General features: G+C 66.8%; 27 protein-coding genes. 16 read left to right on the forward strand and 11 right to left on the reverse strand.

What is annotated here, in order from left to right; translation table 11 throughout:
* Positions 1-13: 13 nt before the first annotated feature.
* The 4 genes from G6N43_RS18545 (at position 14) to G6N43_RS18560 (ending at position 2,433) form a co-directional block, all read left to right on the forward strand.
* Positions 14-892 carry a DUF427 domain-containing protein gene (locus tag G6N43_RS18545; protein ID WP_083149581.1) on the forward strand — a complete coding sequence of 293 codons (879 nt, stop codon included), beginning with the start codon at positions 14-16 and terminating at the stop codon, positions 890-892.
* The gene (locus G6N43_RS18550; RefSeq protein ID WP_083149582.1) at positions 889-1,323 is read left to right on the forward strand and encodes a VOC family protein; all 435 of its coding nucleotides are present in this window, start codon (positions 889-891) and stop codon (positions 1,321-1,323) included. Before G6N43_RS18545 ends, G6N43_RS18550 begins: the two co-directional genes overlap by 4 nt.
* On the forward strand, positions 1,316-1,993 hold the full coding sequence (locus tag G6N43_RS18555) for a haloacid dehalogenase type II (protein WP_083149583.1): 678 nt from the start codon (positions 1,316-1,318) through the stop codon (positions 1,991-1,993). The genes G6N43_RS18550 and G6N43_RS18555 overlap by 8 nt, the downstream gene beginning before the upstream one ends.
* Before the next feature lie 92 nt (positions 1,994-2,085).
* Positions 2,086-2,433 carry a hypothetical protein gene (locus tag G6N43_RS18560; RefSeq protein WP_133056533.1) on the forward strand — a complete coding sequence of 116 codons (348 nt, stop codon included), beginning with the start codon at positions 2,086-2,088 and terminating at the stop codon, positions 2,431-2,433.
* 76 nt (positions 2,434-2,509) lie between these two features.
* Here the strand turns inward: G6N43_RS18560 and G6N43_RS18565 are convergent, their stop codons facing one another.
* The 7 genes from G6N43_RS18565 to G6N43_RS18595 are packed head-to-tail and all read right to left on the reverse strand — an operon-like array spanning position 2,510 to position 8,642.
* The gene (locus G6N43_RS18565) at positions 2,510-2,857 is read right to left on the reverse strand and encodes a metal-sulfur cluster assembly factor (protein ID WP_083149584.1); all 348 of its coding nucleotides are present in this window, start codon (positions 2,855-2,857) and stop codon (positions 2,510-2,512) included.
* A complete protein-coding gene (gene sufU, locus G6N43_RS18570; protein ID WP_083149585.1) occupies positions 2,835-3,305 on the reverse strand; it encodes a Fe-S cluster assembly sulfur transfer protein SufU in 471 nt (156 codons plus the stop codon). The genes G6N43_RS18565 and sufU overlap by 23 nt, the downstream gene beginning before the upstream one ends.
* On the reverse strand, positions 3,302-4,546 hold the full coding sequence (locus G6N43_RS18575; RefSeq protein WP_083149586.1) for a cysteine desulfurase: 1,245 nt from the start codon (positions 4,544-4,546) through the stop codon (positions 3,302-3,304). The genes sufU and G6N43_RS18575 overlap by 4 nt, the downstream gene beginning before the upstream one ends.
* A 1-nt stretch (position 4,547) precedes the next feature.
* A complete protein-coding gene (gene sufC / locus G6N43_RS18580) occupies positions 4,548-5,318 on the reverse strand; it encodes a Fe-S cluster assembly ATPase SufC (RefSeq protein WP_083149587.1) in 771 nt (256 codons plus the stop codon).
* Positions 5,318-6,502 (reverse strand): Fe-S cluster assembly protein SufD, encoded by a 1,185-nt coding sequence (gene sufD / locus G6N43_RS18585; protein WP_083149588.1) that lies wholly within the window; start codon positions 6,500-6,502, stop codon positions 5,318-5,320. Before sufD ends, sufC begins: the two co-directional genes overlap by 1 nt.
* Positions 6,502-7,929, reverse strand: coding sequence for a Fe-S cluster assembly protein SufB (gene sufB, locus G6N43_RS18590; RefSeq protein WP_083149589.1), 1,428 nt, complete (start codon positions 7,927-7,929; stop codon positions 6,502-6,504). The genes sufD and sufB overlap by 1 nt, the downstream gene beginning before the upstream one ends.
* Positions 7,926-8,642 carry a helix-turn-helix transcriptional regulator gene (locus G6N43_RS18595; protein ID WP_083149590.1) on the reverse strand — a complete coding sequence of 239 codons (717 nt, stop codon included), beginning with the start codon at positions 8,640-8,642 and terminating at the stop codon, positions 7,926-7,928. The genes sufB and G6N43_RS18595 overlap by 4 nt, the downstream gene beginning before the upstream one ends.
* 76 nt (positions 8,643-8,718) lie before the next feature.
* Between G6N43_RS18595 and G6N43_RS18600 the strand changes: the two genes are divergently transcribed.
* Genes G6N43_RS18600 through G6N43_RS18615 form a run of 4 tightly spaced genes read left to right on the forward strand, consistent with a single transcriptional unit; the run spans position 8,719 to position 13,154 of the window.
* Positions 8,719-9,726: an NADP-dependent oxidoreductase gene (locus tag G6N43_RS18600; protein WP_083149591.1), complete on the forward strand. Its 1,008-nt coding sequence runs from the start codon at positions 8,719-8,721 to the stop codon at positions 9,724-9,726.
* 16 nt (positions 9,727-9,742) lie between these two features.
* Positions 9,743-11,446, forward strand: a complete 1,704-nt coding sequence (mptB, locus tag G6N43_RS18605) for a polyprenol phosphomannose-dependent alpha 1,6 mannosyltransferase MptB (RefSeq protein ID WP_083149592.1) — start codon at positions 9,743-9,745, stop codon at positions 11,444-11,446.
* A 29-nt stretch (positions 11,447-11,475) separates the two neighbouring features.
* The gene (locus G6N43_RS18610) at positions 11,476-12,384 is read left to right on the forward strand and encodes an ABC transporter ATP-binding protein (RefSeq protein ID WP_083149593.1); all 909 of its coding nucleotides are present in this window, start codon (positions 11,476-11,478) and stop codon (positions 12,382-12,384) included.
* The gene (locus G6N43_RS18615; protein WP_083149594.1) at positions 12,381-13,154 is read left to right on the forward strand and encodes an ABC transporter permease; all 774 of its coding nucleotides are present in this window, start codon (positions 12,381-12,383) and stop codon (positions 13,152-13,154) included. Before G6N43_RS18610 ends, G6N43_RS18615 begins: the two co-directional genes overlap by 4 nt.
* Here G6N43_RS18615 and G6N43_RS18620 read toward each other — a convergent pair.
* A complete protein-coding gene (locus G6N43_RS18620; RefSeq protein WP_083149595.1) occupies positions 13,068-13,754 on the reverse strand; it encodes a hypothetical protein in 687 nt (228 codons plus the stop codon). The genes G6N43_RS18615 and G6N43_RS18620 overlap by 87 nt on opposite strands.
* A gap of 89 nt (positions 13,755-13,843) precedes the next feature.
* On the opposite strand from G6N43_RS18620, the gene G6N43_RS18625 reads away from it, so the two are divergent.
* Positions 13,844-14,422 carry a TetR/AcrR family transcriptional regulator gene (locus G6N43_RS18625; RefSeq protein ID WP_083149596.1) on the forward strand — a complete coding sequence of 193 codons (579 nt, stop codon included), beginning with the start codon at positions 13,844-13,846 and terminating at the stop codon, positions 14,420-14,422.
* A 105-nt stretch (positions 14,423-14,527) separates the two neighbouring features.
* Positions 14,528-15,538, forward strand: coding sequence for a COX15/CtaA family protein (locus G6N43_RS18630; protein WP_083149597.1), 1,011 nt, complete (start codon positions 14,528-14,530; stop codon positions 15,536-15,538).
* Here G6N43_RS18630 and G6N43_RS18635 read toward each other — a convergent pair.
* Positions 15,434-16,384 carry an ATP-grasp domain-containing protein gene (locus G6N43_RS18635; RefSeq protein ID WP_083149598.1) on the reverse strand — a complete coding sequence of 317 codons (951 nt, stop codon included), beginning with the start codon at positions 16,382-16,384 and terminating at the stop codon, positions 15,434-15,436. The two genes, G6N43_RS18630 and G6N43_RS18635, sit on opposite strands and share 105 nt — an antisense overlap.
* Before the next feature lie 17 nt (positions 16,385-16,401).
* On the opposite strand from G6N43_RS18635, the gene G6N43_RS18640 reads away from it, so the two are divergent.
* The gene (locus tag G6N43_RS18640) at positions 16,402-17,373 is read left to right on the forward strand and encodes a quinone oxidoreductase family protein (protein ID WP_083149599.1); all 972 of its coding nucleotides are present in this window, start codon (positions 16,402-16,404) and stop codon (positions 17,371-17,373) included.
* On the opposite strand, the gene G6N43_RS18645 is transcribed toward G6N43_RS18640, so the two are convergent.
* Both G6N43_RS18645 and G6N43_RS18650 read right to left on the reverse strand, forming a co-directional pair.
* The gene (locus tag G6N43_RS18645; protein ID WP_083149600.1) at positions 17,370-18,320 is read right to left on the reverse strand and encodes a DUF1254 domain-containing protein; all 951 of its coding nucleotides are present in this window, start codon (positions 18,318-18,320) and stop codon (positions 17,370-17,372) included. The genes G6N43_RS18640 and G6N43_RS18645 overlap by 4 nt on opposite strands.
* A 9-nt stretch (positions 18,321-18,329) precedes the next feature.
* On the reverse strand, positions 18,330-19,262 hold the full coding sequence (locus G6N43_RS18650) for a heme o synthase (protein WP_083149601.1): 933 nt from the start codon (positions 19,260-19,262) through the stop codon (positions 18,330-18,332).
* 177 nt (positions 19,263-19,439) lie between these two features.
* Here G6N43_RS18650 and tkt point away from each other — a divergent pair, with 177 nt between their 5' ends.
* Genes tkt through pgl form a run of 5 tightly spaced genes read left to right on the forward strand, consistent with a single transcriptional unit; the run spans position 19,440 to position 25,837 of the window.
* Positions 19,440-21,533: a transketolase gene (tkt, locus tag G6N43_RS18655; RefSeq protein WP_083149602.1), complete on the forward strand. Its 2,094-nt coding sequence runs from the start codon at positions 19,440-19,442 to the stop codon at positions 21,531-21,533.
* A gap of 20 nt (positions 21,534-21,553) precedes the next feature.
* On the forward strand, positions 21,554-22,672 hold the full coding sequence (gene tal / locus G6N43_RS18660) for a transaldolase (RefSeq protein WP_083149603.1): 1,119 nt from the start codon (positions 21,554-21,556) through the stop codon (positions 22,670-22,672).
* Entirely contained in the window at positions 22,669-24,195 is a 1,527-nt protein-coding gene (gene zwf, locus G6N43_RS18665) for a glucose-6-phosphate dehydrogenase (protein ID WP_083149604.1), read from the forward strand. The genes tal and zwf overlap by 4 nt, the downstream gene beginning before the upstream one ends.
* A complete protein-coding gene (gene opcA, locus G6N43_RS18670) occupies positions 24,192-25,103 on the forward strand; it encodes a glucose-6-phosphate dehydrogenase assembly protein OpcA (RefSeq protein ID WP_083149762.1) in 912 nt (303 codons plus the stop codon). The genes zwf and opcA overlap by 4 nt, the downstream gene beginning before the upstream one ends.
* Complete coding sequence (pgl, locus tag G6N43_RS18675; RefSeq protein ID WP_083149605.1) at positions 25,100-25,837, forward strand: 6-phosphogluconolactonase; 738 nt, start codon at positions 25,100-25,102, stop codon at positions 25,835-25,837. Before opcA ends, pgl begins: the two co-directional genes overlap by 4 nt.
* Positions 25,838-26,023: the final 186 nt, after the last annotated feature.

The raw sequence follows: 26,023 nt of genomic DNA on the forward strand, positions 1-26,023 counted from the left end.
AAGGGACACGACAATGGGACTGGCATGGCAGCAAAGCCCGCTGGCCGCGGGTTCGATCGGACGTTTCCTGACCGCACAACCGATACCCGAACACCTGCTGTTCGCCGAGCCGCTGCGCCGCCGGATGCGGGTGCGCGTGGGTGACGAGTGGATCGCCGACAGCGAGAACGTGCTGGCGCTGCACGAACCGGGGCGCTACCCCGTCGCCTACTTTCCGCGCGACGACATCGTCGACGGGATTTTGATCGCCGAGAACCGCGTCACCCAGCACGGCGATCTGGGAGACATGCAGTGGTACACCGTGGTGGTCGGCGATCGACGCCTCCCCCACGCGGCGTGGGAGCACATCACGCTTCCGGACTACGCCGTCGAGCTGACGAACCGCGTCGCCTTCGCGTGGCGGGCGATGGACGGTTTCTACGAGGAGGACGACCGCATCGTCGGGCATGCGGCGGATCCGTACCACCGGATCGACATCCGGAACACGTCACGCCATCTCGTCGTCCGCGACGGCGAACGGGTCGTCGCCGACACCCACCGGCCGGTGGTGCTGTACGAGTCGGGTTTCGCGCCGCGCTGGTACGTGCCGCGCGAGGACATCGACGAGACACAACTCGACCACGTTGAGGGCCAGACGTTCTGCCCATACAAAGGCCTGGCCGACTACTACACCGTCGGCGAGAACCAGAAGGCCGCCTGGTCCTACCTCAACGCGTGGCCGGAGTCCGGCCGGGTGAGCGGGCTGGTGTCCTTCGAACCTGACAAGATCGAGGTATGGCTCGACGATCGACGCCTGCGGCTCGAACCGGGCCAGACCGTGGTCGCCCACGGCATCGACCGCGGACTGGACGCCGACGAGGTGCTGCAGAACACCGCGCGGAGCGCATCGTGAGGGCGACACTGGAGGTTGTGATCCTGCCGGTCTCTGACGTCGACAAGTCGCTGGATTTCTACCGGGACAGGCTCGGTTTCACGCTCGACGTCGACTATGCACCCGCGCCTGACTTTCGCGTCGTGCAGCTGACGCCGCCCGGATCCAGCACCTCGATTCAGTTCGGCGTCGGGCTCACCGACGCGCACCCCGGCTCTGTGCAGGGCCTGTATCTCGTTGTGGACGACATCGGCGCGGCGCGCGATGAGCTCGTCGACCACGGTGTCGGTGTGACGTCCATTCGCCACAAGGACATCGACAACGGGTCGTGGCGGGGTCGTTATCGCCTGGGCCTCGACCCGCAACGGTCCGACTACGCCAGCTTCGCCGACTTCGACGATCCCGACGGCAACAACTGGGTCCTTCAGGAGCGGGGCCATCGGAATGGCTGACCGCCCTTCGGTTCTGGTGTTCGACGTGAACGAGACCCTGCTCGACATCGACGCACTCGAACCGCATTTCGAGCGGCTGTTCGGCGACCGCAGCGTGGTTCGCGAGTGGTACAACCAGCTCGTCATGTACTCCATGGCTGTCACCCTGTCGGAGAACTACGTCGACTTCTTCACGCTCGGACAGGCCGTGTTGCGGATGCTCGGTGACATTCGACGGATTCCGGTCACCGACGGAGATCTCGACGACTTCGCAGACGGTATGCGCACCATGCCCGCCCACCCCGACGTGGCGGACGGGTTGGCCGCGCTGCGCGCGCAGGGTTTTCGCCTTGTCACTCTGACCAATTCCCCGACCGGTTCTGGTGCGCCGACGCCCCTGGACAACGCGGGCGTCGCCGAGTTCTTCGAGAAACAGTTCAGCGTCGACGCCTGGCGGGTGTTCAAGCCGGCCCCGCACCTCTACACCGGAGTGGCCGAAGCGCTGGGGGTTGCGCCGTCGCAATGCATGATGGTGGCCGCCCACCCTTGGGACATCATGGGGGCGCAATCGGCGGGTTTCGGCGCCGCGCTGATCACCCGTCCTGGTAATGCGCCACTGCCGGCCAGTGGGGTTCCTGCGCCTGATGTGATGGCCGCGGACCTGAGCGAACTCGCCGAGCGACTTAGCTAGTTACGGCTGCGTCAAGAATATTCCAAGGCCAGGCGGTGTACTTCGGCTGAACGACGTCGCTATCAGAGCGACGCCCGAACAAGAGGAAGTACATGTCTACCAAACGGATACTCGTCGGCGCGCTTGCGTCGGTCAGTCTCGCCGCGGCAGGCTTGGGCGTGACCACGGGCACTGCGGTGGCCGCGCCATCAGTGCCACATCAGTGGTGCCCGGGGCAATCCATGCTCCCGCCGTCCGGGCCCGGAGGCGTCTATGTCTGGGACATGAACGTCTGCCACACCTGGCAGTACGTCAGCTACGGCACGGGCAATGTGGCGACCAGGAACCTCGACGGCTCGGTCGACTACGGCCCGAGCAATGTCTGGGATGGCCCGAACGTCCCGCCGGGTGCGGCCTTCGAGTGCGGCACCGGCCTGTTCGGCGGACAGATCGTCTGTTGAACGAGGTCGTCTGTTGAACGAGGTCGTCTGTTGAACGAGGTCGTCTGCTGAACGATGACCGGGACGGCCGCGAACCTCAGACTGTGAAGCCCAGCGCGCGCAGTTGTTCGCGGCCGTCCTCGGTGATCTTGTCCGGGCCCCACGGCGGGTTCCACACCCAGTTGATCTTGATCTCCTTGACCAGGCCACTGCCCACCAGCGCGGTGCGCGACTGGTCCTCGATGACATCGGTCAGGGGGCACGCAGCCGACGTCAGCGTCATGTCGATCAACGCGACGTTCCCCTCGTCCCCCTTCTCGACGTTCAGGCCGTACACCAGACCGAGATCGACGACGTTGATGCCCAGTTCCGGGTCGACGACGTCGCGCATCGCCTCTTCGAGGTCGGCGAGCAGTTCGTCGCTAGGCACTGCGGTGTCGCTCATCTGAAATCTCCTCACTGGCCTGCGCTAGTGCATCCTTGAAGGCCATCCAACCCAGCAGCGCGCACTTCACCCGCGCCGGGTACTTCGAGACGCCCGCGAAAGCGATGCCGTCTCCGATCACATCCTCGTCGCCCTCGACGGCCCCGCGCGACGAGATCATCTCGGTGAACGCCGCGACGGTCTTCAGTGCCGTGCCGACGTCCTGTCCGATCACCTGATCGGTGAGCACCGAGGTCGACGCCTGGCTGATCGAACAGCCCTGCCCGTCATACGAGATGTCGGCGATCTGCTCGCCATCGTCGGACAGCGTGACGCGCAGCGTGACCTCGTCACCGCACGTCGGGTTCACCTGATACGACTGTGCGTGATACGGCTCGCGCAGCCCGCGGTGATGCGGGTGCTTGTAATGATCCAGGATCACTTCCTGGTACATCTGCTCGAGTCTCACGCGAAGAACTCCGCCGCCCGTTTGACGCCGGCGACGAGGCGGTCGATCTCGTCGCGGGTGTTGTAGAGGGCGAACGACGCCCGCGCGGTCGCCGCGATGCCGAACCGGCGATGCAACGGCCACGCACAGTGGTGCCCGACTCGCACCGCGACACCCTCGTCGTCCAGTACCTGGCCCACGTCGTGGGCGTGCACTCCGTCGAGCACGAATGACACTGGCGAACCGCGGTTTTCGAGCGACGTCGGGCCGATGATGCGCACACCCTCGACGGCTGCGAGCCCCTCGAGCGCAGCCGCCACCAATTCGGCCTCGTGCGCATCGACGGCCTCCATGCCAACCTCGGTCAGATACCGTGCGGCGGCCGCGAGGCCGACGACCTGAGACGTCATCGGCGTGCCCGCCTCGAACCGCTGCGGGGCGGGGGCGTACGTGGTCTGCTCCATGGTCACCGTCTCGATCATCGATCCGCCGGTGATGAACGGGGGCAGCTTGTCGAGAAGCTCGCGTCGGCCATACAGCACACCGATGCCGTTCGGGCCCAACATCTTGTGCCCGGAGAACGCTGCGAAATCGACGTCGAGAGCATGGAAGTCGACCGGCTGATGCGGCACCGACTGGCAGGCGTCGAGCACCGTCAGCGCACCGACCGCCTTCGCCCGCGCCACGAGTTCGGCCACCGGCGCGATCGCGCCCGTGACATTGGAATGATGGCTGAAGGCAACGACTTTCACTCGCTCGTCGAGCTCAAGCGAATCGAGATCGATGCGCCCGTCGTCGGTGACGCCGTACCACTTCAACGTCGCACCAGTGCGCCGCGCCAGCTCCTGCCACGGGATCAGGTTTGCGTGGTGCTCCAGCTCGGTGGTGACGATGACGTCGCCCGGGCCGACCGCTGATGGGAAGCGATCGTCACCGACCGCGTACGACACCAGGTTGATGGCCTCGGTGGCATTCTTCGTGAACACCAGCTCGTCGGTGTCCGCGCCGACGAAGGCGGCGATGTCTGCGCGACCCTGCTCGTAGGCATCGGTGGACTCCTCCATCAACTGATGCGCACCACGATGCACCGCCCCGTTGGAGGTGATCAGAAACTCACGCTCGGCGTCGAGGACCTGCAGCGGCCGCTGTGACGTCGCGCCGGAGTCCAAGTACGCCAGCTGTTTTCCGCCGCGCATCACCCGGCTCAGGATCGGGAAATCCTCCCGTATCGCCGTCAGGTCGAGCGTCTTCGCGGCCGTCACGTCAGGCCCCCGCGGCTGCTGCCTGGGTGAAGCGCTCGTAGCCGTTCTCCTCGAGCTCGTCGGCCAGCTCCGGACCGCCGGACTCGATGATGCGGCCGTCGACGAACACGTGCACGAACTCCGGCTTGATGTAGCGCAGGATCCGCGTGTAGTGCGTGATCAGCAGGACGCCACCGTTCTCGGCCTCCTTGTAGCGGTTCACCCCTTCGCTGACGACGCGCAGCGCGTCGACGTCGAGGCCCGAGTCGGTCTCGTCGAGGATCGCGATCTTCGGCTTGAGCAGGCCGAGCTGCAGGATCTCGTGGCGCTTCTTCTCGCCACCGGAGAAGCCTTCGTTGACACTGCGCTCACCGAATGACGGGTCGATGTCCAGATCGGACATGGCGCCCTTGACCTCTTTGACCCAGTGACGCAGCTTCGGCGCCTCACCGCGGACGGCGGTGGCGGCGGTGCGCAGGAAGTTCGACATCGAAACGCCGGGCACCTCGACCGGGTACTGCATCGCAAGGAACAGGCCGGCGCGGGCGCGCTCGTCGATGCTCATGTCGAGCACGTTCTCGCCGTCCAGCGTGATCGATCCGGAGGTGACGGTGTACTTGGGATGACCGGCGATCGCGTACGAAAGCGTCGACTTTCCGGATCCGTTGGGCCCCATGACCGCATGGGTCTCCCCCGACTTCACCGTCAGGTTGACGCCCTTGAGGATCGGCACCTCTTCGCCTTCCGGCGTGAAGACCGATGCGTGCAGGTCTTTGATTTCCAGTGTGGTCATTAGGACGTACTCGATTCCGTGATAGCTAGTTCTTTTTCAATGGCTTCGGTCAGGCGCTCGCGCACGGCGGGGACGGCGATCTTCGCGATGATCTCGTTGAAGAAGCCGCGCACCACCAGGCGGCGTGCCTGATCCTCGGGAATGCCGCGGGCCCGGAGGTAGAACAACTGCTCGTCGTCGAAACGCCCAGTCGCACTCGCATGTCCGGCGCCGATGATCTCGCCCGTCTCGATCTCCAGATTGGGTACCGAGTCAGCGCGGGCGCCGTCGGTGAGTACCAGGTTGCGGTTCACCTCGAAGGTGTCTGTGCCGGTGGCCTCGGCGCGGATCAGCACGTCGCCGACCCACACGGTGTGCGCGTCGGGCTTGCGCGACTCCGGATCACCTTGCAGCGCACCCTTGTACAGCACGTCGGACTTGCAATTGGGCTGCGAGTGGTCGACGAGCAGACGCGATTCGAAGTGCTGGCCGTCGTCGGCGAAGTAGGTGCCGAGCATCTTGGCCTCGCCGCCGGGCGCGGTGTAGCGCACGGTAGCCGTCGTCCGCACGACGTCGCCGCCGAGGGTGACGTTGACGTGACCGAGCGTCGCGTCCTTGCCCAACAAAGCGTGGTGAGAGCTGACGTGCACGGCGTCGTCGGCCCAGTCGGCGATCCAGATGACACCCAGGCCTGCCGAGTCGCCCACGATCAGCTCGACGTTGTCGGCACAGACCCCGCTGCCGCGCAGGTCGACGACGACGATGGCCCGCGACAGTTCTTCAACCCGAATCTGCAGGTGGCCGTAGGCGACGGCGTCCACACCCGGTCCGTCGATGACGATCTCGATCGGCTCGGCGACCTCGGTGTCCCGCGCGACTGTCACGATGGTCGCCGTCTCGAACGACGAGAATGCCTGCGCGGCAACGCGATCGGACGGCTTGCCGGCCTGGCCGAGCCGCTCGTCGTCACGCCCGACGGCCTCGACGGTGACGCCGGGACGGTCGGTGACGGTGACGGCCGCGGCGCCGGACGGTGTCGCCGACCCGTCGTGCAGGCCGCGCAGCCGCTTAAGCGGCGTGAACCGCCAGATCTCGTCGCGGCCGCCGGGTACCTCGAACGCGTTGACGTCGAACGACGAGAACAGTTCACCCTTGTTGACGGCAGTGAGGGCCGAACCCTCCACTGCCTCAGTCAAGTTGCTCACTAGCCGACCGCACCTTCCATCTGCAGCTCGATCAGCCGGTTGAGCTCCAGCGCGTACTCCATCGGGAGTTCCTTGGCGATGGGCTCGACGAAGCCGCGCACGACCATCGCCATCGCCTCATCCTCGGTGAGGCCGCGGCTCATCAAATAGAACAGCTGGTCCTCGCTGACCTTCGACACTGTGGCCTCGTGGCCCATCGTGACGTCGTCCTCGCGGATGTCGACGTACGGGTAGGTGTCGCTGCGGCTGACCGTATCGACAAGCAGCGCATCGCATTTCACGCTGGACCGCGAGCCGTGCGCACCCTTGTTGACCTGGACCAGGCCGCGGTAGGACGCGCGGCCGCCGCCGCGGGCGACCGACTTGGACACGATGTTGCTCGACGTGTTCGGTGCGAGGTGCAGCATCTTGGCACCGGTGTCCTGATGCTGGCCCTCGCCTGCGAACGCCACCGAGAGCACCTCGCCCTTGGCGTGCTCGCCCGTCATCCACACGGCCGGGTACTTCATCGTCACCTTCGAGCCGATGTTGCCGTCGACCCATTCCATCGTGGCGCCGGCCTCGGCCCGCGCCCGCTTGGTCACCAGGTTGTAGACGTTGTTCGACCAGTTCTGGATGGTCGTGTACCGGCAGCGGCCGCCCGGCTTGACAATGATCTCCACTACCGCGGAGTGCAGCGAGTCGCTCTTGTAGATGGGCGCGGTACAGCCCTCGACGTAGTGCACGTAGGCGTCCTCGTCGACGATGATCAGCGTGCGCTCGAACTGGCCCATGTTCTCGGTGTTGATCCGGAAATAGGCCTGCAGCGGAATGTCGACGTGGACACCCTTGGGCACGTAGATGAACGAACCACCCGACCACACAGCGGTATTCAGCGCGGAGAACTTGTTGTCACCGGCGGGGATCACGGTGCCGAAGTACTGCTTGAAGATGTCCTCGTGCTCCTTCAGCGCGCTGTCGGTGTCGAGGAAGATCACGCCCTGGGCCTCGAGGTCCTCGCGGATCTGGTGATAGACCACCTCGGACTCATACTGCGCGGCGACACCCGAGACCAGCCGCTGCTTCTCCGCCTCCGGGATGCCCAGCTTGTCGTAGGTGTTGCGGATGTCCTCGGGCAGGTCGTCCCACGTGGCGGCCTGCTTCTCGGTGGAGCGCACGAAGTACTTGATGTTGTCGAAGTCGATGCCGTCGAGGTTGGACCCCCAGTTGGGCATGGGCTTCTTCTCGAATGTGCGCAGCGCCTTGAGCCGGGTCTGCAGCATCCATTCTGGCTCGCTCTTCTTGGCGGAGATGTCGCGCACCACTGCCTCGGACAGGCCACGCTGGGCACTGGCCCCCGCGACGTCGGAGTCCGCCCAGCCATAGCCGTAGCGACCCAGTGACTCAATGGTCTGCTCCTGGGTCAGGGCCTCTGGGGTGGTCGTCATGTCGACGCTCCTAGCTTGCTCGTGGTTTCTTCGGCGTGGGCTGCGCGCCGAAGGTTCTTGCTCTCGGTGAGCGGCACGTGCGTGGTGCACGCGCAGTCACCGTTGACGATCGTGGCGAGCCGCTGGACGTGGGTGCCCAGGATCTCGGCGAACGCCTCCCGCTCGGTCTCGCACAGCTCGGGGAACTCCTCGGCGACGTGCGATACCGGGCAGTGATGCTGACACAGCTCGATCCCGTGGAGGGGTCCGCTCACCTTGGTCGCGGTCGCAGCGTAACCGGCCTCGGTCAGCGCATCTGCCACGCGATCGACGACTGTCTCAACGTCATCGGTCCCCTCGGTTACTCCCGAGAGGATGGTGTCGATGCGTCTGCGCGCAAACGTGCGCACCGCGTCGTCACCACCGATTTCGCGCAGCTGACGCATCGCCGCGGCCGCCAGATCGTCGTAGGCGTGACCCATCTTGGCGCGACCGGCCGCAGTGAGTCGATACCTCTTGGCGGGCCTGCCGCGACCGCTGTGCTGCCACGCCGCCGCTGCGCTGGACTGCGCGTCACCCGCCTCCATGAGCGCGTCGAGATGTCTGCGAACGCCCGCGGCCGAAATGCCCAGCTGATCGCCGATCTCGCCTGCGGTGATGGGCCCGGACTCCAGCAGGAGCTGGACGATCGCGCCACGCGTGTGGCGGTCGGTGCCGTCCGGGCTGAATTTCACAACACTATTGTGACGGAATTCCGAAACCGGGTCTAGCAAGGGCAGCCTTACGTGACGCCCGTCATAGGATCGGCCAATGAGCGAAGCGAATCGGCGCCTGATCCTGGCCAAGCGGCCCTCCGGGCTCGTCGACGATGAGACGGTGCGCCTGGAGCCCGAGGCGGCACCGGTACCCGCCGACGGCGAGGCCCTGGTGAAGGTCCGCTATCTGTCGATCGACCCGACGATTCGGACGTGGATGGACGATGTGCCGAGCTACCTGCCGCCGATCCAGATCGGCGAGGTCGTCCGAAGCGGGGGTGTCGGTGAGGTCATCGAGAGCCGGACCGACGCCTATCAGCCCGGGCAGCTGGTGTTCGGCATGACGGGCTGGCAGGACTACGTGCTCGTCGATGCCGGCGAGCGGACGATGCAGGTGCTGCCCGAGGGCGTCTCGCCGGGCATGGCGATCGGAATCCTCGGCGTCACCGGCATGACGGCCTACTTCGGCATCACCGATGTGGGCCGCGTCGCCGAGGGCGACGTGGTGGTCGTTTCCGGAGCGGCAGGCGCCACCGGCTCGGCGGCGGGCCAGATCGCGAAGATCAAGGGCGCGAAAAAGGTGGTCGGCATCGCCGGCGGCCCGCAGAAGTGCGCCTACATCGTCGACGAGCTCGGCTTCGACGAGGCCATCGACTACAAGAACGAGGACGTCGCGGCGCGGCTTCGCGAAGCCTGCCCGGACGGCATCGACCTGTACTTCGACAACGTCGGCGGCTCGATCCTCAACGACTGCCTGGCCAACATCGCGCAACGCGGCAGGGTGGTGCTCTGCGGGGCCATCTCCACCTACAACGAGGACGGTCCGCCGCCGGGCCCGAGCAACTACCTGAACCTGCTGGTGCGCCGTGGGCGTATGGAGGGGTTCATCATCATCGACTACCTCGACCGCTTCCCGGCCGCACAGCTGGAGATGGCCGGCTGGATCGCCAAGGGCAAGATCAAGTCGTCCGAGCACATCGTCGAGGGCCTCGAGAAGGCGCCCGAGGCACTGAATCTGTTGTTCAGCGGCGGAAACACCGGAAAGGTGATCGTCGCGCTTTGACGGTTACGCTGCATTGATGGCCGCCCGCCCCCGGTCCCTGAGCTCGTCGATTGCCAAATGGCATGCCGACGAACGCGCCGTGGGCTCGCCGCTCAACGACTCCGAAGTCATCGCGATGCGCCGGACGCGCCTGTTCGGCGCGACGGGCACGGTGCTGATGGCGATCGGCGCGCTCGGTGTCGGCGCCCGCCCGGTGGTACAGGACCCGACGTTCGGCGTTCGGCTGCTCAACCTGCCGTCGCGGATCCAGACGGTGTCGCTGACCATGACCACCACCGGCGCGGTGATGATGGCGCTCGCGTGGCTGATGCTCGGGCGCTTCGCGCTCGGCCAACGGCGGATGTCGCGCAGCCAGTTGGATCGCACGCTGCTGCTGTGGGTCCTGCCCCTGCTCATCGCGCCCCCGATGTACAGCCGCGATGTCTACTCGTACCTGGCGCAGAGCGAGATCGCGATGAAGGGACTCGATCCCTACCGCGTCGGACCCGCGCCGGGCCTCGGCCTCGATCACGTCTTCACGCTGTCGGTGCCGAACATGTGGCGCGAGACGCCCGCGCCGTACGGCCCGCTGTTCCTCTGGATCGGGCAGGGCATTTCGGCGATCACCGGTGAGAACATCGTCGCCGCGGTGCTGTGTCACCGACTGGTGGTGCTGCTGGGTGTCGGCCTGATCGTCTGGGCCACACCGCGTTTGGCGCGGCGGTGCGGGGTGGCCGAGGTGAGCGCGCTGTGGCTGGGCGCGGCCAACCCGCTGCTGCTCATGCATCTGGTCGCGGGCATCCACAACGAGGCGTTGATGCTGGGCTTGATGCTCGCGGGCACCGAGTTCGCGTTGCGGGGCATCGACGCCGCCCGCCCGCTGATTCCGAGACCGCTGGCCTGGCCGCAGGGACCCGAGGCGTGGGCACGCTGGCGGCCGTCGCTCATGCTCCTGGTGGGCGTCGTGCTGATCACGATGTCCTCACAGGTCAAACTGCCGTCGCTGCTTGCCCTCGGTTTCGTGGCGATGGCGCTGGCATGGCGCTGGGGTGGCACGTTCAAGGCGTTCATCCTGGCGAGCGGATCGCTCACCGCGGTGTCAGTGGCGGTGATAGCGCTGATCGGCTGGGCCAGCGGCCTTGGGTTCGGTTGGCTCTTCACGCTGGGCACCGCGAACGTCGTGCGCAGCTGGATGTCGCTGCCGACGTTGGTCGCGCTGGGCACCGGGCAGATCGGAATTCTGCTCGGGCTGGGCGACCACACCACCGCGATACTCGGCCTGACCCGTGCTATCGGTGTCGTCGTCATCGCGATCCTGGTGACCTGGCTGCTGCTGGCCGTCCTGCGCGGACGCCTGCATCCGGTCGGCGGGCTCGGCGTCGCCCTCGGGTTGACAGTCCTGCTGTTCCCGGTGGTCCAACCCTGGTATGTGCTGTGGGCGGTCATTCCGCTGGCCGCGTGGGCCACCCGCCCGGCATTCCGCACGACGACGATCGTCGTGACCCTCGTCGTCGGCATCTTCGGCCCGACCGCCAACGGTGACCGGTTCACGTTGTTCCAGATCCTGCTGGCCGTCGTGGCGAGCACTGTGATCGTGTTGCTACTCATCGCGCTGACCTACCGTCATCTGCCGTGGCGTGACGTGCCCGTCGAAACGGAGGACGCCGCTCCCGCTCCGGAGCAATCGTCGCCACCGCCGCCACAACAGGTGCAGCCCGACGCCTACGCTGAATCCCCGTGACTGACCCATCGGGGACCTTCCCCGTCCCTGTGCGCCTACGCGGCGTGACTAAGCGGTACGGGTCGACGACGGCGGTGGCAGGGCTCGACCTCGAGGTCGCGCGCGCCGAGGTGCTCGCCCTGCTCGGCCCCAACGGCGCAGGTAAGACCACGACCGTCGAGATGTGCGAAGGCTTCATCAAGCCCGACTCGGGCACGATCGAGATCCTCGGACTCGATCCGGTCGCCGACAACGCCGCGGTGCGCGAACGCATCGGCGTGATGTTGCAGGGCGGCGGTGCCTACCCCGCCGCCCGCGCAGGCGAAATGCTCGACCTCGTCGCCTCCTATGCCGCCAACCCGCTCGACCCGCAGTGGCTGATGGACACACTGGGTCTGACGGACTCGGCCAGAACCACGTACCGCAGGCTCTCCGGTGGCCAACAGCAGAGGCTAGCGCTCGCATGCGCCGTGGTGGGACGGCCCGAGCTGGTGTTCCTCGACGAGCCCACCGCGGGCATGGACGCACACGCTCGAATCGTGGTGTGGGAGTTGATCGACGGACTGCGGCGCGACGGTGTAACCGTCGTGCTGACCACCCATCAGCTGGCCGAGGCGGAGGAACTGGCCGATCGGATCGTCATCATCGATCACGGCGTCGCGGTGGCGACCGGAACGCCGCAGGAGCTGATGCGCAGCGGGGCCGAGAACCAGCTACGATTCCGCGCACCGCGCATGCTCGACCTGTCGCTGTTGGTGTCGGCCCTGCCCGAGACGTACACGGCGAAAGAGACGGCGCCGGGCGAATATCTGGTCGAGGGCGACATCGACCCGCAGGTGCTGGCCACTGTGACCGCCTGGTGTGCGCGGGTCAACGTGCTGGCCACCGACATGCGGGTGGAACAACGCAGCCTCGAAGACGTGTTTCTGGACCTCACCGGGCGGGAGTTGCGACCGTGACGAATCGCTTTGCGCCAGGGACGTTTACGCCCGACCCGCGTCCGGCGACGGTCCGGAAGATGCTGACCGCGCAGTTCGGCCTCGAGCTGAAGTTGCTGTTACGCAACGGCGAACAGCTGCTGCTGACGATGTTCATCCCGATCACCCTGCTGGTGGGACTGACGCTGCTGCCGTTCGGGTCATTCGGCGACAACCGGGCAGCGACGTTCGTCCCCGCGATCATGGCGCTGGCGGTGATCTCGACCGCCTTCACGGGGCAGGCGATCGCCGTGGCTTTCGATCGCCGCTACGGCGCACTCAAGAGGCTGGGCGCGACCGCGCTGCCGGTGTGGGGCATCATCGCGGGCAAGTCGCTGGCCGTCGTCGCGGTCGTGTTCCTTCAGGCAATCATCCTGGGCGTCATAGGTTTTGCGCTCGGCTGGCGTCCGAACCTCGTCGGCCTGGCCCTTGGCGCGGTGATCATCGCGTTGGGCACCGCCGGTTTCGCCGCGCTCGGCCTTCTGCTGGGCGGCACCCTGCGCGCCGAGATCGTGCTGGCGGTGGCCAACCTGTTGTGGTTCGTCTTCGCCGGACTCGGAGCATTGACCGTGGAGAGCGGCATGGTGCCGACCGCGCTGGCGTGGGTGGCGCGACTGACACCGTCTGGCGCACTGACCGAGGCGCTGTCGCAGGCGATGACGCCGTCAGTTGACTGGTTCGGCCTGGCGGTACTCGCGGTGTGGGGCGGCGTCGCGGCGCTGTGCGCCCTGCACTGGTTCCGTTTCACCTGACGATTCCAGTTGCGGCAGCAGGTATTCCAGCTGCCCGACTTCCTCGATGTTGTGCTTGACCCAGGCCCGCATCTTGTCTTCGGGGAACAGCCGGTGCACGATGCCGTTGATCGGGGCCAGCGACGCGGAACGGACGCCGAGGTCCATCACCGAGACATAGTGCGCGCCGCCGCTGCCCGCCGACCAGGTGTGCTCGAGTTGGAAGACGGGGATTCCGGCCACCCGCTTAACGAGTCGGATGCCCGTCTCATCGAGCTTCTCGACCCGCGCGACCTCGTCGATCGTGTACTCGGGCCTGGCGCCGAACGCCTCAACCATGCGGAACCGCGCCCCCTCGGCCGCGCCCCCGCCCGGTGCCTCCCGCGCGAGTTCCCACTTGATGTGGTCGATGGGGTGCCAGGCGAGGTAGCGATCGATGACCTCGCCGCCGTAGGAGATCGTGCCGCCGAGGTGGGTGAACCAGTCGAGCAGCATCGCCGGGGTGATGCCCGGCAGCGGGCGGTGGTCGATCGTGATGCGGCGCCGCCCATGCGGATGCTCGCTGTACTGGACCGTCGCCGTGTCGACGGCGCGCAGTGGGTAGAGCACTGGACGGCTCATCGTAGACCTCCAAGATACGGTAGCGTTTCTTATGTCGTCAGGTTAGGCTGTGGGCGTAAGATACGCAAGCGTTTCTTTCAGGAGGGCCGATGCGTCGACGTCGCGGTGACGAACTGGATGCAGCGATCCGCACCGCCGTGCTCGACCTGCTGGCCTCGCATGGCCCAGCCGGGGTCACGATGGAGGCCGTCGCCGCGGCCGCGCAGACGAGCAAGCCGGTGCTGTATCGGCGATGGCCCGACCGCGCCGCCCTGCTACGGCACACGCTGTTGCGCATCGCGACGACCGCGATCCCCCACGAGGACACCGGCAGCTACCGCACCGACATGCTGGCGATCCTGCGCGGATGGGCAGCGCTGTTCACCGGACCGCAGGCCGACGTGTTGCGGTCCGCCGTCGCGGCGGCGGTCCACGATCCTGAGCTGATGGCGACCTTTCAGCAGGACGTCATCGGCTGGCGCAAGCAGGAGATGGCCGCGCTGTTGGTCCGCGGCATCGAACGCGGCGATGTGCGACCGGACGTCCCCGTCGAGATCGCCCGCGAGCTGGGACAAAGCGTGCTGTGGCACCGGTTGCTGATCACCGGCGATCCGATCACCGACGAACTGGTGGTCCAGCTGGTCGACGAGGTGCTGGTGCCGTTCGTGTCCCCTCGACCCATGAAATAGCGTTCCAGGCGGCAGAAACGGCCCGCGAGCGACCCGGAATGCTATTTCGGCGCGGACCAGCGGCCCTACTACGGGCTGTAGTTCCAGCTGCTCTACGATCGATCCGTGCCCGTCGGACGAATCTTCCTGCGGCTCGTCGACCTTCTGCCCATGCCGAGCCTGCGAGTCCAGCGCGCCATCGCCGCCGCCGTCATTCTGACCCAGGGCGGTATCGCGGTCACCGGCGCGATCGTCCGCGTCACCGCCTCGGGCCTCGGCTGCCCGACCTGGCCGCAGTGCTTCCACGGCAGCTTCACGCCGATCCCCCACCCCGAGGTCGCCGGCATCCACCAGGCCGTCGAGTTCGGCAACCGGATGCTGACGTTCTTGGTGGTCCTGACGGCCGCGCTCGCGGTCCTCGCCGTCACCCGGGCCCGCCGACGCGGCGAGGTGCTGATATACGCGTGGCTGATGCCCGCATCGACGGTGATGCAGGCCGTCATCGGTGGCATCACGGTGCTCACCGGCCTGCTGTGGTGGACGGTCGCCATCCATCTGCTGGCATCGATGACCATGGTCTGGGTCGCGGTGCTGCTTTACGTCAAGATCGGCGAGCCCGACACCGGCGTCGTCCGGCACCGGGTTCCGAAACCCTTGCGCCAGTTGACCGTTCTGAGCGCGCTGACGCTCGCCGCCTTGTTGGTCACCGGGACGTTCGTCACCGGGGCGGGCCCGCACGCGGGCGACAAGAGCATCACCCAGCAGGTCCCCCGGCTCCAGGTCGAGATCACCACGCTCGTGCACATGCACTCCACGCTGCTCGTCGCCTACCTGTCGCTGCTCGTCGCGCTGGGCTTCGGGTTGCTCGCCGTGCGCGCGCCGCGGCCGGTCATGCTGCGACTCGGGGTGCTCGTCGCGCTGGTGTGCGCCCAGGGACTCGTCGGCGCCGTGCAGTACTACAACAACGTCCCCGCGGCGCTGGTCGCCATCCACGTCGCGGGCGCGGCCGCGTGCACCGCCGCCACCGCCGCGCTATGGGCGTCGATGCGAGAGCGGACCGAGGCCGCGACGCTCCAGGGTGTCCTCGACTCCGACGACGAAGTCGCGCTGCCTGCGCGCCCTGGTGGTGGCGTCTAGCTGCCGCCAACCCAGCGACGGCTCGACGAGCTCGAGCTCCAGCAGTTGCGGATCGGCCGGTCCGCCGATCACGTCGACGCGGGCGTACAGCAGCTCGGCCACCTCGATGTCGAGGTGATCCGCAGCGGCGGCCAGCGCCGCATGGCCGACGTCCCACAGCTCGAAGTCCGGCTCGGCCGGCGTCAGCGACTCCTCGGCGTACGTGCCCGAATCGTCGAACGCTGGCCGGCGACCGGGTGCAGGCAGGATCGGCCCCTTGGTGAACGCGTGCGACTCGCGGCCGCCGAGAAAGACCAAGGCCGTCTCACCGTCCTCGACCCTTCGGTCATACGGCTGCACCAGCGCAGTCCGGCCGTCGGCGTGCAGCGCATCGACATGGCGACGGACGGCGTCGCTATCGCTGAAGCGCTGTGCCCCAACAGATCCCGCGCCGACAGCCGGTTTGACCACGACCTCACCAGCAGGCAGGCGCACCCGCTCCCCCGGCGCGGCGAAGTGGCTCGGGATGATCGGCACCCCGGCGTCAGCGAGGTCGAGCAGATACCGCTTGTCGGTGTTCCACGCCACCACCTGCGGCGCGTTGACGAGGTTCTTGACCTTCGTCGTCCAGTCCAGGAACTCGTCGAGGCGGTCGATGTAGTCCCACGTCGCCCGCAGGATCACCAGGTCGGCGTCCAGCGTGGCCGGGTCGTCCCATGGCAGCCAGCGTGCGTGCAGACCGTGTTTGCGCAGCGCGGCGACCAGCCCGGCGTCGTCCCCGTCGCCCTCGGGTAACGCCTGGCAGCCGGCCAGTACGAGGCGGGGATGGAACACATCGGGTCGGGCAAGAGGTCGGGCAAGTTTCACCAAGGCAGGATAGAAGGATGTACGCCATCGAAATCGCCGAGACCGGCGGACCAGAAGTCCTGACCTACGTCGAGAAGCCACAGCCCACCCCCGGGCCCGGCGAGGTGCTGATCAAGGCCGAGGCGATCGGGGTGAACTTCCTCGACACGTACTTCCGCTCGGGGCAGTATCCGCGGGAGCTGCCCTTCATCCTCGGCAACGAGGTGTGCGGGACGGTCGAGGCCGTCGGCGATGGGGTGGCCGCGCTGTCGGTCGGCGACCGGGTGGTGACCGCCCAGGCCAACGGCGCCTACGCCGAATACTCCTTGGCCACAGCGGATTTCTGCGCATACGTACCCGATGGCGTCAGCGCCGATGTCGCGGCCGCAGCCCTGCTCAAAGGGATGACAGCGCACTACCTCATCTTCTCCACGTATCCGGTGCAGCAGGGCGACGCCGTCCTGGTGCACGCGGGCGCGGGCGGCGTGGGGCTGATCCTGACGCAGTGGGCCACCAGCCTCGCGGCGCGGGTTATCACAACGGTGTCCACGCCCGAGAAGGCCGAGCTGTCGCGCAAAGCGGGAGCCGTCGAGGTGCTCGACTACCCCGACGATCCCGCGGAGTTCGGCGCCAGGATCAAGCAACTCACCGACGGCGGGGTCGCCGTGGTCTACGACGGCGTCGGCGCGGCCACGTTCGACGCCAGCCTCGCGAGCCTCGCCGTCCGCGGCACCCTGGCGCTGTTCGGCGCGTCCAGCGGACCGGTCCCACCGTTCGACCCGCAGCGCCTCAACGCCGCAGGTTCACTGTTCCTGACCCGGCCGACGCTCGTGCACTACACCCGCACGCCCGACGAGTTCGCTTGGCGCGCAGGTGAACTGCTCGATGCGATTTCCAACGGCACCATCACCGTCACCGTCAGCGAGCGCTACCGCCTCGAAGACGCCGCCCACGCCCACCGCGATCTGCACGGCCGCAAGACCATCGGCTCGGTGGTACTGGTCCCCTAGATGGGCTGCGCCTGCGGAAAGGTCCACGTGCCGTCGAGAATCTCGCGCCGCGGACGGTACAGCCGGACGGTGTAGTTCCAGCCCGGCGTGATCGGCAGGCAGTTGGGCGTCACGCCGTCGCACCCGCCGAACTGGATGGCGATGGTCCCGTCGGGGCCCGGCTGCGCGGTGACGTTGTTGTACGAGTACGCGTTGTGCGGATTCGGCGCGAAATAGCCGTCCTTGTCGTAGACGGTCACCGACCAGAACCCGTCCACCGGCACCTCCCCGACGACCAGCCGGTGCACCGTCGCACCGTCGTTCGCGGGCGGGATGACGGTGAGGTACAGCGCGTCCTTCTCCGGATTGCCGCCCCAGGCGTTGGCCGTCCCGATCAGGTGGCGTACGGGGTCGGTGTCGGCTTTGGTGCCGAATGCCCGCCTGGTGTCGGTCAGCGTCGTCGCCAGCGTGATCAGCGCGTCGCGAACCGTCCGCTGGCTCACCGGATCCCAATTCGGCACGTCGAAGGATCCGGGGTCCTCCTGGCTGACCGCGATGGCGTCCTGCAGGGCGTGCACCGCCGGGAGGTCGTCGGGGTCGTCGGGGTCGATCAGGATGCGCACCACGGTGGCGACGTATCGGGTGCCGATCTGCTCCTTGGCCAAGGTATGCTCGCCCGCGCCGTAGACGACCTCGGCGGTGTGGTGGTCCTCGTCGATCACCTGCATCGACAGGAACCGCTCACCTGCGTCGGGCAGCGTGACGGTTACCGGACCCGCATCCAGGTCGAAGATCGCAGCCGAGTAGAGCGTGTCCCGGTTGGACCGGATGACGAGCTGATGGTCGATCGGGGTGAGCTCACGAACGTGGAAGTACCTGCCGAAACCACCGTCCTTGACGATGTTTCCGAAATAGAGATCGCTCTCGGCTCGGGCGAAATTGTCTGGGGTGACACGGACACCGGACATGGCCGACAGCTAAAGGTGCAGGAGCGTCGGGAGGTCGAGCGCCGAATCGATGGCCAGGGCGAGGAACACGACCGCGAGGTAGTTGTTCGACTGCAGGAAGAGCCGCAGCGGCTTGACCGCCTGGCCGCGTCGCACACCGCCGTAGAGCTGATGGGCCATCACCAGGAACCACGCGCCGGCGAGGATGGCCACGGCGGCGTACAGCCAACCGGTGGCGAGCGTCAGCGCGAGGGTGGCCACCACCGTGAGCCACGTGTAGATCAGGATCTGCTTGGTCACCTGGGTCTCGGTGGCGACGACGGGCAGCATCGGCACTCCGGCTGCGGCGTAGTCCTCCTTGTAGCGCATCGCCAGCGCCCAGGTGTGCGGCGGCGTCCAGAAGAAGATGATCGCGAACATGACGAGCGCGGGCCATTGGATGGTTCCGGTGACGGCCGACCAGCCGATCATCACCGGCATGCAGCCCGCCGCGCCGCCCCAGACCACGTTCTGCGTCGTGCGGCGCTTGAGCAGCAGCGTGTAGACGAGCACGTAGAACGCGATCGTCGCGCCGGCCAGATGGGCCGACAGCATGTTCGTCGTCCACCACAGCCAGAAGAACGCGCCCACGGAGAGCATCAGCCCGAAGACCAGCGCGTGACTGCGCGGGACGATGTCCCTGGCCAGCGGCCTGCGCTCGGTGCGCTTCATCTTCTTGTCGATGTCGGCGTCGGCCACGCAGTTGAGCGTGTTGGCGCCCGCCGCGGCCAGCAGACCACCGAAGAGCGTGTTCAGGATCAGCAGTGGATCGACGCTGCCGCGGTGGGCCAGCAGCATGGCCGGGATGGTGGTGACCAGAAGCAGCTCGATGACCCGCGGCTTCGTCAGCGAGAGGTAGCCCAGCAGCGTGGTGCGCACACGGCCGTGCGTCCCGACGGGGAGCTGGCTCTCGCGAATATCCACGCAGTGACTCCTTGAAATGGCTGCAGCGCACGCGGCGTCTACTACAGAGGATGGTAGACCGCTCCTGAACGGCGGCCTAATCGTCCCCCTAGCAGACTGCGGCCGAAGACGGTCCCGCACTAGGGTGGTCGAAGAGGCAGCTTGTGCAGCTCAACATTCGACCTGGAGAGGGCGCCTGTGACCACGCTCGAAGAGATTTCCACCCTGACCCGTCCTCATCACCCCGATGACTGGACCGACGTCGACTCGCTGGCCGTGGACACCGTGCGGGTGCTGGCCGCCGATGCGGTGCAGAAGGTGGGCAACGGGCACCCCGGGACGGCGATGAGCCTGGCGCCGCTGGCGTACACGTTGTTCCAGCGCCAGATGCGCCACGACCCCAGCGATGTGCACTGGCTGGCCCGCGACCGTTTCGTGCTGTCCTGCGGACATTCCAGCCTGACGCTGTACATCCAGCTCTACCTCGGCGGCTTCGGGTTGGAGCTGTCCGATATCGAGTCGCTGCGGACGTGGAAGTCCAAGACCCCCGGCCATCCGGAGTTCCGCCATACCAAGGGTGTGGAGATCACCACCGGACCGCTGGGGCAGGGCCTGGCCTCGGCCGTCGGGATGGCGATGGCCTCGCGCTATGAGCGCGGTCTGTTCGACCCGGATACGCCGTGGGGCGAGAGCCCGTTCGACCACTACATCTACGTGATCGCCTCGGACGGTGACATCGAGGAGGGCGTCACCAGCGAGGCGTCGTCGCTGGCGGGCACCCAGCAGCTCGGCAACCTGATCGTGTTCTACGACAAGAACCAGATCTCGATCGAGCACGACACCAACATCGCGCTGTCAGAGGACGTCGCTGCGCGCTACCGCGCCTACGGCTGGCATGTGCAGGAGGTCGAGGGCGGCGAGAACGTCGTCGGGATCGAGCAGGCGATCGCCGAGGCGAAGAAGGTGACCGACAAGCCGTCGTTCATTGCGCTGCGGACGATCATCGGCTACCCCGCGCCGACGAAGATGAACACCGGCGCTGTGCACGGGTCGGCGCTGGGCGAGGAGGAGGTCGCGGCCACCAAGAAGGTGCTCGGCTTCGATCCGGACAAGACGTTCGAGGTGCGCCCGGAGGTCATCGAACACACCCGCAAGCTGGTGGCCCGCGGGCGGGAGGCCCACGAGAAGTGGCAGCCGCAGTTCGACGCCTGGGCCGAGCGCGAACCCGAGCGCAAGGCGCTGCTGGACCGGCTGCTCGCCCAGGAGCTGCCCGAGGGCTGGGACGCCGACCTGACGTACTGGGAGCCGGGCAGCAAGGCGATCGCCACCCGCGCCGCGTTCGGTCAGGTGCTCAACGACGTGGCGCCGAAGCTGCCCGAATTGTGGGGCGGCTCAGCCGATCTCGCGGGCAGCAACAACACCACCATCAAGGGGGTGAAGTCGTTCGGTCCGCCGTCGATCTCGACCGAGGACTTCACCGCGGACTGGTACGGCCGGGTGCTGCACTTCGGCATCCGCGAACACGCCATGGGCGCGATCCTGTCCGGCATCGTGCTGCACGGTCCGACGCGCGCCTTCGGCGGAACGTTCCTGCAGTTCTCCGACTACATGCGCCCCGCGGTCCGGCTGGCATCGCTGATGGACATCGACACCATCTACATCTGGACCCACGACTCCATCGGGCTCGGTGAGGACGGGCCGACACATCAGCCGATCGAGCACCTCGCAGCGCTGCGGGCGATCCCCAACCTCTCGGTGGTACGGCCCGGGGATCCCAACGAGACGGCCTACGCCTGGCGCAGCATCCTCGCCCGTGGAAACGGCAGCGGGCCCGTGGGTTTCATTCTCACGCGTCAGGGCATTCCGGTGCTGGAGGGCACCGACGCCGAGGGTGTCGCAAAGGGCGGTTACGTGCTCGGCGGCGGTAACCCTGCCGATGATGCCGACGTGATCATCATCGCCACCGGTTCGGAACTGCAGCTTGCGGTGGAGGCCAAGAAGCTGTTGGCCGAGAAGGACATCACCGCGTATGTGGTGTCCATGCCGTGTGTCGAGTGGTTCGAATCGCAGCCGAAGGAATACCGCGATTCGGTTCTGCCGCCAACGGTTTCGGCGCGGGTGGCGGTCGAGGCGGCGGTCGCACAGAGCTGGTACAAGCTGGTCGGGGACACCGGCGAGATCGTGTCGATCGAGCACTACGGCGAATCGGCCGACGACAAGACGTTGTTCCGCGAGTTCGGCTTCACCCCCGAGGCCGTCGCCGCTGCGGCAGAGCGATCCATAGAGAACTAGACCGAAGAAGGGCGAACATCATGACGCAGAACCCGAATCTGGCCGCCTTGAGCGCCGCAGGCGTCTCCGTGTGGCTCGACGACCTGTCACGTGACCGGCTGCAAACCGGAAACCTGCAGGAGCTCATCGACACTCGCAGCGTGGTCGGAGTGACCACCAACCCGTCGATCTTCCAGGCTGCGCTGTCCAAGGGCAACGCCTACGACGATCAGGTCAAGGAGTTGGCTGAGCGCGGCGCCGACGTCGACGCGACGATCCGCACCGTCACCACCGACGACGTGCGCAACGCCTGCGACGTGCTGGCCAAGCAGTACGAGTTGTCCGACGGTGTCGACGGCCGGGTGTCGATCGAGGTCGACCCGCGGCTGGCGCACGACACCGACAAGACGATCCTGCAGGCCATCGAGCTGTGGAAGATCGTCGACCGGCCCAACCTGCTGATCAAGATCCCCGCCACCGAAGCCGGCATTCCAGCCATTGCCTCTGTTCTCGCCGAAGGCATTTCGGTGAACGTCACGCTGATCTTCTCCGTCGAGCGTCACCGCCTGGTGATGGACGCGTATCTCCAGGGCTTGGAGAAGGCCAAGGAGGCCGGCCACGACATCTCCAAGATCCATTCGGTCGCATCGTTCTTCGTGTCCCGGGTGGACACCGAGATCGACAAGCGGCTGGAGAAGATCGGATCCGATGAAGCGCTCGCGCTGCGCGGCAAGGCGGGGGTGGCCAACGCCCGACTCGCCTACGCCGCGTACGAAGAGGTGTTCCTCGGCGGTTCGCGTTACGAGGCCCTCAAGGCCGACGGCGCGCGGGTCCAGCGGCCGCTGTGGGCGTCGACCGGTGTGAAGAACCCGGACTACTCCGACACCCTGTATGTCACCGAGCTCGTCGCGCCCCACACCGTGAACACCATGCCGGAGAAGACGATCGAGGCCGTGGCCGACCACGGCGTCGTCACCGGAGACACCGTCACCGGAACGGCCGGCGAGGCACAGGCGGTGTTCGACAAGCTCGACGCGGTCGGAATCGATCTGCCGGATGTCTTCAGGGTCCTCGAAGACGAGGGTGTGGAGAAATTCGAGAAGTCGTGGCTAGAACTTCTCGAAGCGACGCAGGGTCAGCTCGACGCCGCCAAGAAATGAGCGAGTGGCGCAATCCGCTGCGCGACAAGCGCGACAAGCGGATGCCCCATATCGCAGGCCCCTGCGCGGTGGTCATCTTCGGTGTGACGGGTGATCTGGCGCGCAAGAAGTTGATGCCGGCGATCTACGACCTCGCGAACCGGGGGCTGCTGCCGGCCAACTTCGCCCTCGTCGGGTTCGCCCGGCGCGACTGGGCGGACGAGGATTTCGCCAAGCTGGTCTACGAGGCCGTCCAGGCACACGCCCGCACACCCTTCCGCCAGGAGGTCTGGGACCGCCTGGCGGAGGGAATCCGCTTCGCCCAGGGCACCTTTGATGATCCGAAGGGCTACGAACGGCTCGCGGAGACGTTGCAGAAGCTGGACGCCGAGCGTGGCACCGGCGGCAATCACGCGTTCTACCTGTCGATCCCGCCGAACGCGTTTCCGGTCGTCTGCGAACAGCTCAAGCAGTCCGGACTGGCCAACCAGCGCGAGGGCTCATGGAGCAGGGTCGTCATCGAGAAGCCATTCGGTCACGATCTGCAGAGCGCGCGCGATCTCAACGCGGTGGTCAACAGCGTCTTCCCGGAAGAGTCGGTGTTTCGCATCGACCACTACCTCGGCAAGGAGACGGTCCAGAACATCCTGGCGCTGCGCTTCGCCAACGAGCTGTACGAACCGATCTGGAACAACAACTACGTCGACAGCGTCCAGATCACCATGGCCGAGGACATCGGCCTCGGCGGCCGCGGTGGCTATTACGACGGTGTCGGCGCGGCCCGTGACGTCATCCAGAATCACCTGCTGCAGCTGATGGCGTTGACGGCCATGGAGGAACCGGTCAACTTCGGCCCCGGCGAGTTGCAGGCCGAGAAGATCAAGGTGCTCTCCGCCACTCAGGTGATGCAGCCGCTGGACCAGACCACCGCACGCGGTCAGTACGCCGCGGGATGGCAGGGCAGCGAGAAGGTGGTCGGACTGCTCGAGGAAGAGGGCTTCTCCAAGGACTCCACCACAGAGACCTACGCGGCGATCGCCCTGGAGATCGACACCCGCCGCTGGGCCGGGGTGCCGTTCTTCCTTCGCACTGGGAAACGGTTGGGCCGCAGGGTCACCGAGATCGCACTGATCTTCAAGCGCGCTCCGCACCTGCCGTTCGACAAGACGATGACGGAGGAACTCGGCCAGAATGCGTTGGTGATCCGGGTGCAGCCCGACGAAGGCATCACCACGCGGTTCGGCTCCAAGGTGCCGGGCAGTGCCATGGAGGTCCGTGACGTCAACATGGACTTCTCGTACGGCTCGGCGTTCGCCGAGGACTCCCCCGAAGCCTATGAGCGGCTGATCCTCGACGTGCTGCTCGGCGAACCATCGTTGTTCCCGGTCAACCGTGAGGTTGAATTCTCTTGGGAGATACTGGATCCCGTACTCGAATACTGGGCCTCGCAGGGTAAGCCCGAAGCCTACGAGTCGGGCACCTGGGGCCCCCAGTCGGCCGACGAGATGCTGCATCGCATGGGCCGGGAATGGAGGCGGCCATGATCGTCGACCTGCCCGACACCAACACCAACGACATCAACAAGAAGATCACCGGGCTCCGCGAGGAGGGCGGCGCGATCACACTGAGCCGGGTGCTCACACTTGTCATCTCGCTGCACTCGGACAATCTGCTCGAGGACGCCATCGGGGCGGCCACCTTCGCCAGCCGTGAGCATCCGTGCCGGGTGATTGTCGTCGTCGCCGGCGATCGGGATGCGGAGCAGCCTCGGCTGGATGCGCAGCTGCGCGTCGGCGCCGACGCGGGAGCGGGCGAGGTCGTCGCGCTTCATCTGCACGGCGAGATGGCCGACCATGCCAGCAGCGTCGTACTGCCGTTCCTGTTGCCCGACACCCCGGTGGTGGCATGGTGGCCGGCCGGCGGCCCCGATGTTCCCGCGCGGGACCCGTTGGGACAGTTGGCGGTTAGACGGATCACCAACGCCACGGACTGCGCCGACCCGATGGCCGCGATCAAGAGCCGTCTCGCCGGCTATACCTCCGGTGACACCGATCTCGCGTGGGCGCGCATCACCTACTGGCGGGCGCTGCTGACGGCGGCACTCGATCAGCCGCCCTTCGAACCCGTCACGTCAGCCGTGGTGTCAGGTCTGCGCGACGAACCCTCGTTGGATGTCCTCGCCGGCTGGCTGGCCGCTCGGATCGACGGTCCGGTGCAGAGGGTGGTCGGCGAATTGAAGGTGGAGCTGATTCGCAACACCGAGACCATCACGCTGCGGCGGCCGCAGACCGGGGTGACCGCGACGATCAGCAGAACCGCCAAACCGGACTCGCTGATCCCGTTGGCGCGCCGAGAGGCTAAGGAGTGCCTCGCCGAGGATCTGCGCAGGCTCGACGCCGACGAGATCTACCACGAGGCCCTGCAGGGAATCGAGAAGGTGCAGTACGTATGAGCACAGTCGTCGAAAAGTACCCGGACACAGCCGCTTTGGTCGCAGCGGCCGGCGACCGGCTGGTGGCCGCGATCACCGATGCGATCAGCCAACGAGGCCGTGCGCTCATCGTGCTGACCGGCGGCGGCACCGGGATCGGGCTGCTCAAGCGGGTCCGTGAGCAGGCCGATGGGATCGACTGGTCCAAGGTCCACCTGTTCTGGGGCGACGACCGCTTCGTGCCCGCGGACGACGATGAGCGCAATGAGAAGCAGGCCCGCGAAGCGCTGATCGACCACGTCGGCATCCCGGCAGCCAACGTGCATCCGATGGCACCCAGCGGCGGCGCGTTCGGCGACGACCTCGATGCGGCCGCGGCCGCGTATGCGCAAGTGGTGGCCGAGAACGCCGATGAGGGTCAGCCCGCCCCCGACTTCGACGTGCATCTCCTCGGCATGGGCGGCGAGGGGCATATCAACTCGTTGTTCCCCGACACCGACGCCGTCCGCGAAACCACCCGGATGGTGGTCGGCGTGACCGACTCCCCCAAACCGCCGCCGCGACGGATCACGTTGACCCTGCCCGCTGTGCAGCGATCCCGTGAGGTGTGGTTGGTGGTGTCGGGCGAAGCGAAGGCCGATGCTGTCGCGGCGGCGATCGGGGGCGCCAAGCCTGTCGACGTGCCCGCCGCCGGGGCGGTCGGTCGTGATGCGACGGTGTGGCTGCTCGACGAGGCGGCCGCTTCCAAGCTGTAGCGCGGCTCATCGCGCGTCGCGATCACGCTCACCATCGCGAAAGCCGGCGTCATAGTCCGTACGCTGCCTGGTCGCCTCTGATGCACCGGTTCTGCGCCACGAGTCAGCTGGGCAGTGGCGGGACATCGTGTTCCCTTCGCGCGTCGTCACATCTGAGTCAGACGACCACTCCGCCCCGGCGGTTCC

It is taken from the genome of Mycolicibacterium moriokaense (genome assembly GCF_010726085.1).
Taxonomy (GTDB): domain Bacteria; phylum Actinomycetota; class Actinomycetes; order Mycobacteriales; family Mycobacteriaceae; genus Mycobacterium; species Mycobacterium moriokaense.

Bases quoted from the DNA above. Each gene is read 5' to 3' on its own strand.
- opcA (WP_083149762.1), top strand. From the start codon at position 24,192: ATGATCGTCGACCTGCCCGACACCAACACCAACGACATCAACAAGAAG.
- tal (WP_083149603.1), top strand. From the start codon at position 21,554: ATGACGCAGAACCCGAATCTGGCCGCCTTGAGCGCCGCAGGCGTCTCC.
- G6N43_RS18625 (WP_083149596.1), top strand. From the start codon at position 13,844: ATGCGTCGACGTCGCGGTGACGAACTGGATGCAGCGATCCGCACCGCC.
- G6N43_RS18640 (WP_083149599.1), top strand. From the start codon at position 16,402: ATGTACGCCATCGAAATCGCCGAGACCGGCGGACCAGAAGTCCTGACC.
- sufB (WP_083149589.1), bottom strand. From the start codon at position 7,929: ATGACGACCACCCCAGAGGCCCTGACCCAGGAGCAGACCATTGAGTCA.
- mptB (WP_083149592.1), top strand. From the start codon at position 9,743: ATGGCCGCCCGCCCCCGGTCCCTGAGCTCGTCGATTGCCAAATGGCAT.
- G6N43_RS18600 (WP_083149591.1), top strand. From the start codon at position 8,719: ATGAGCGAAGCGAATCGGCGCCTGATCCTGGCCAAGCGGCCCTCCGGG.
- G6N43_RS18620 (WP_083149595.1), bottom strand. From the start codon at position 13,754: ATGAGCCGTCCAGTGCTCTACCCACTGCGCGCCGTCGACACGGCGACG.
- pgl (WP_083149605.1), top strand. From the start codon at position 25,100: ATGAGCACAGTCGTCGAAAAGTACCCGGACACAGCCGCTTTGGTCGCA.
- sufC (WP_083149587.1), bottom strand. From the start codon at position 5,318: ATGACCACACTGGAAATCAAAGACCTGCACGCATCGGTCTTCACGCCG.
- G6N43_RS18555 (WP_083149583.1), top strand. From the start codon at position 1,316: ATGGCTGACCGCCCTTCGGTTCTGGTGTTCGACGTGAACGAGACCCTG.
- G6N43_RS18565 (WP_083149584.1), bottom strand. From the start codon at position 2,857: ATGAGCGACACCGCAGTGCCTAGCGACGAACTGCTCGCCGACCTCGAA.
- zwf (WP_083149604.1), top strand. From the start codon at position 22,669: ATGAGCGAGTGGCGCAATCCGCTGCGCGACAAGCGCGACAAGCGGATG.
- G6N43_RS18560 (WP_133056533.1), top strand. From the start codon at position 2,086: ATGTCTACCAAACGGATACTCGTCGGCGCGCTTGCGTCGGTCAGTCTC.
- G6N43_RS18645 (WP_083149600.1), bottom strand. From the start codon at position 18,320: ATGTCCGGTGTCCGTGTCACCCCAGACAATTTCGCCCGAGCCGAGAGC.
- G6N43_RS18545 (WP_083149581.1), top strand. From the start codon at position 14: ATGGGACTGGCATGGCAGCAAAGCCCGCTGGCCGCGGGTTCGATCGGA.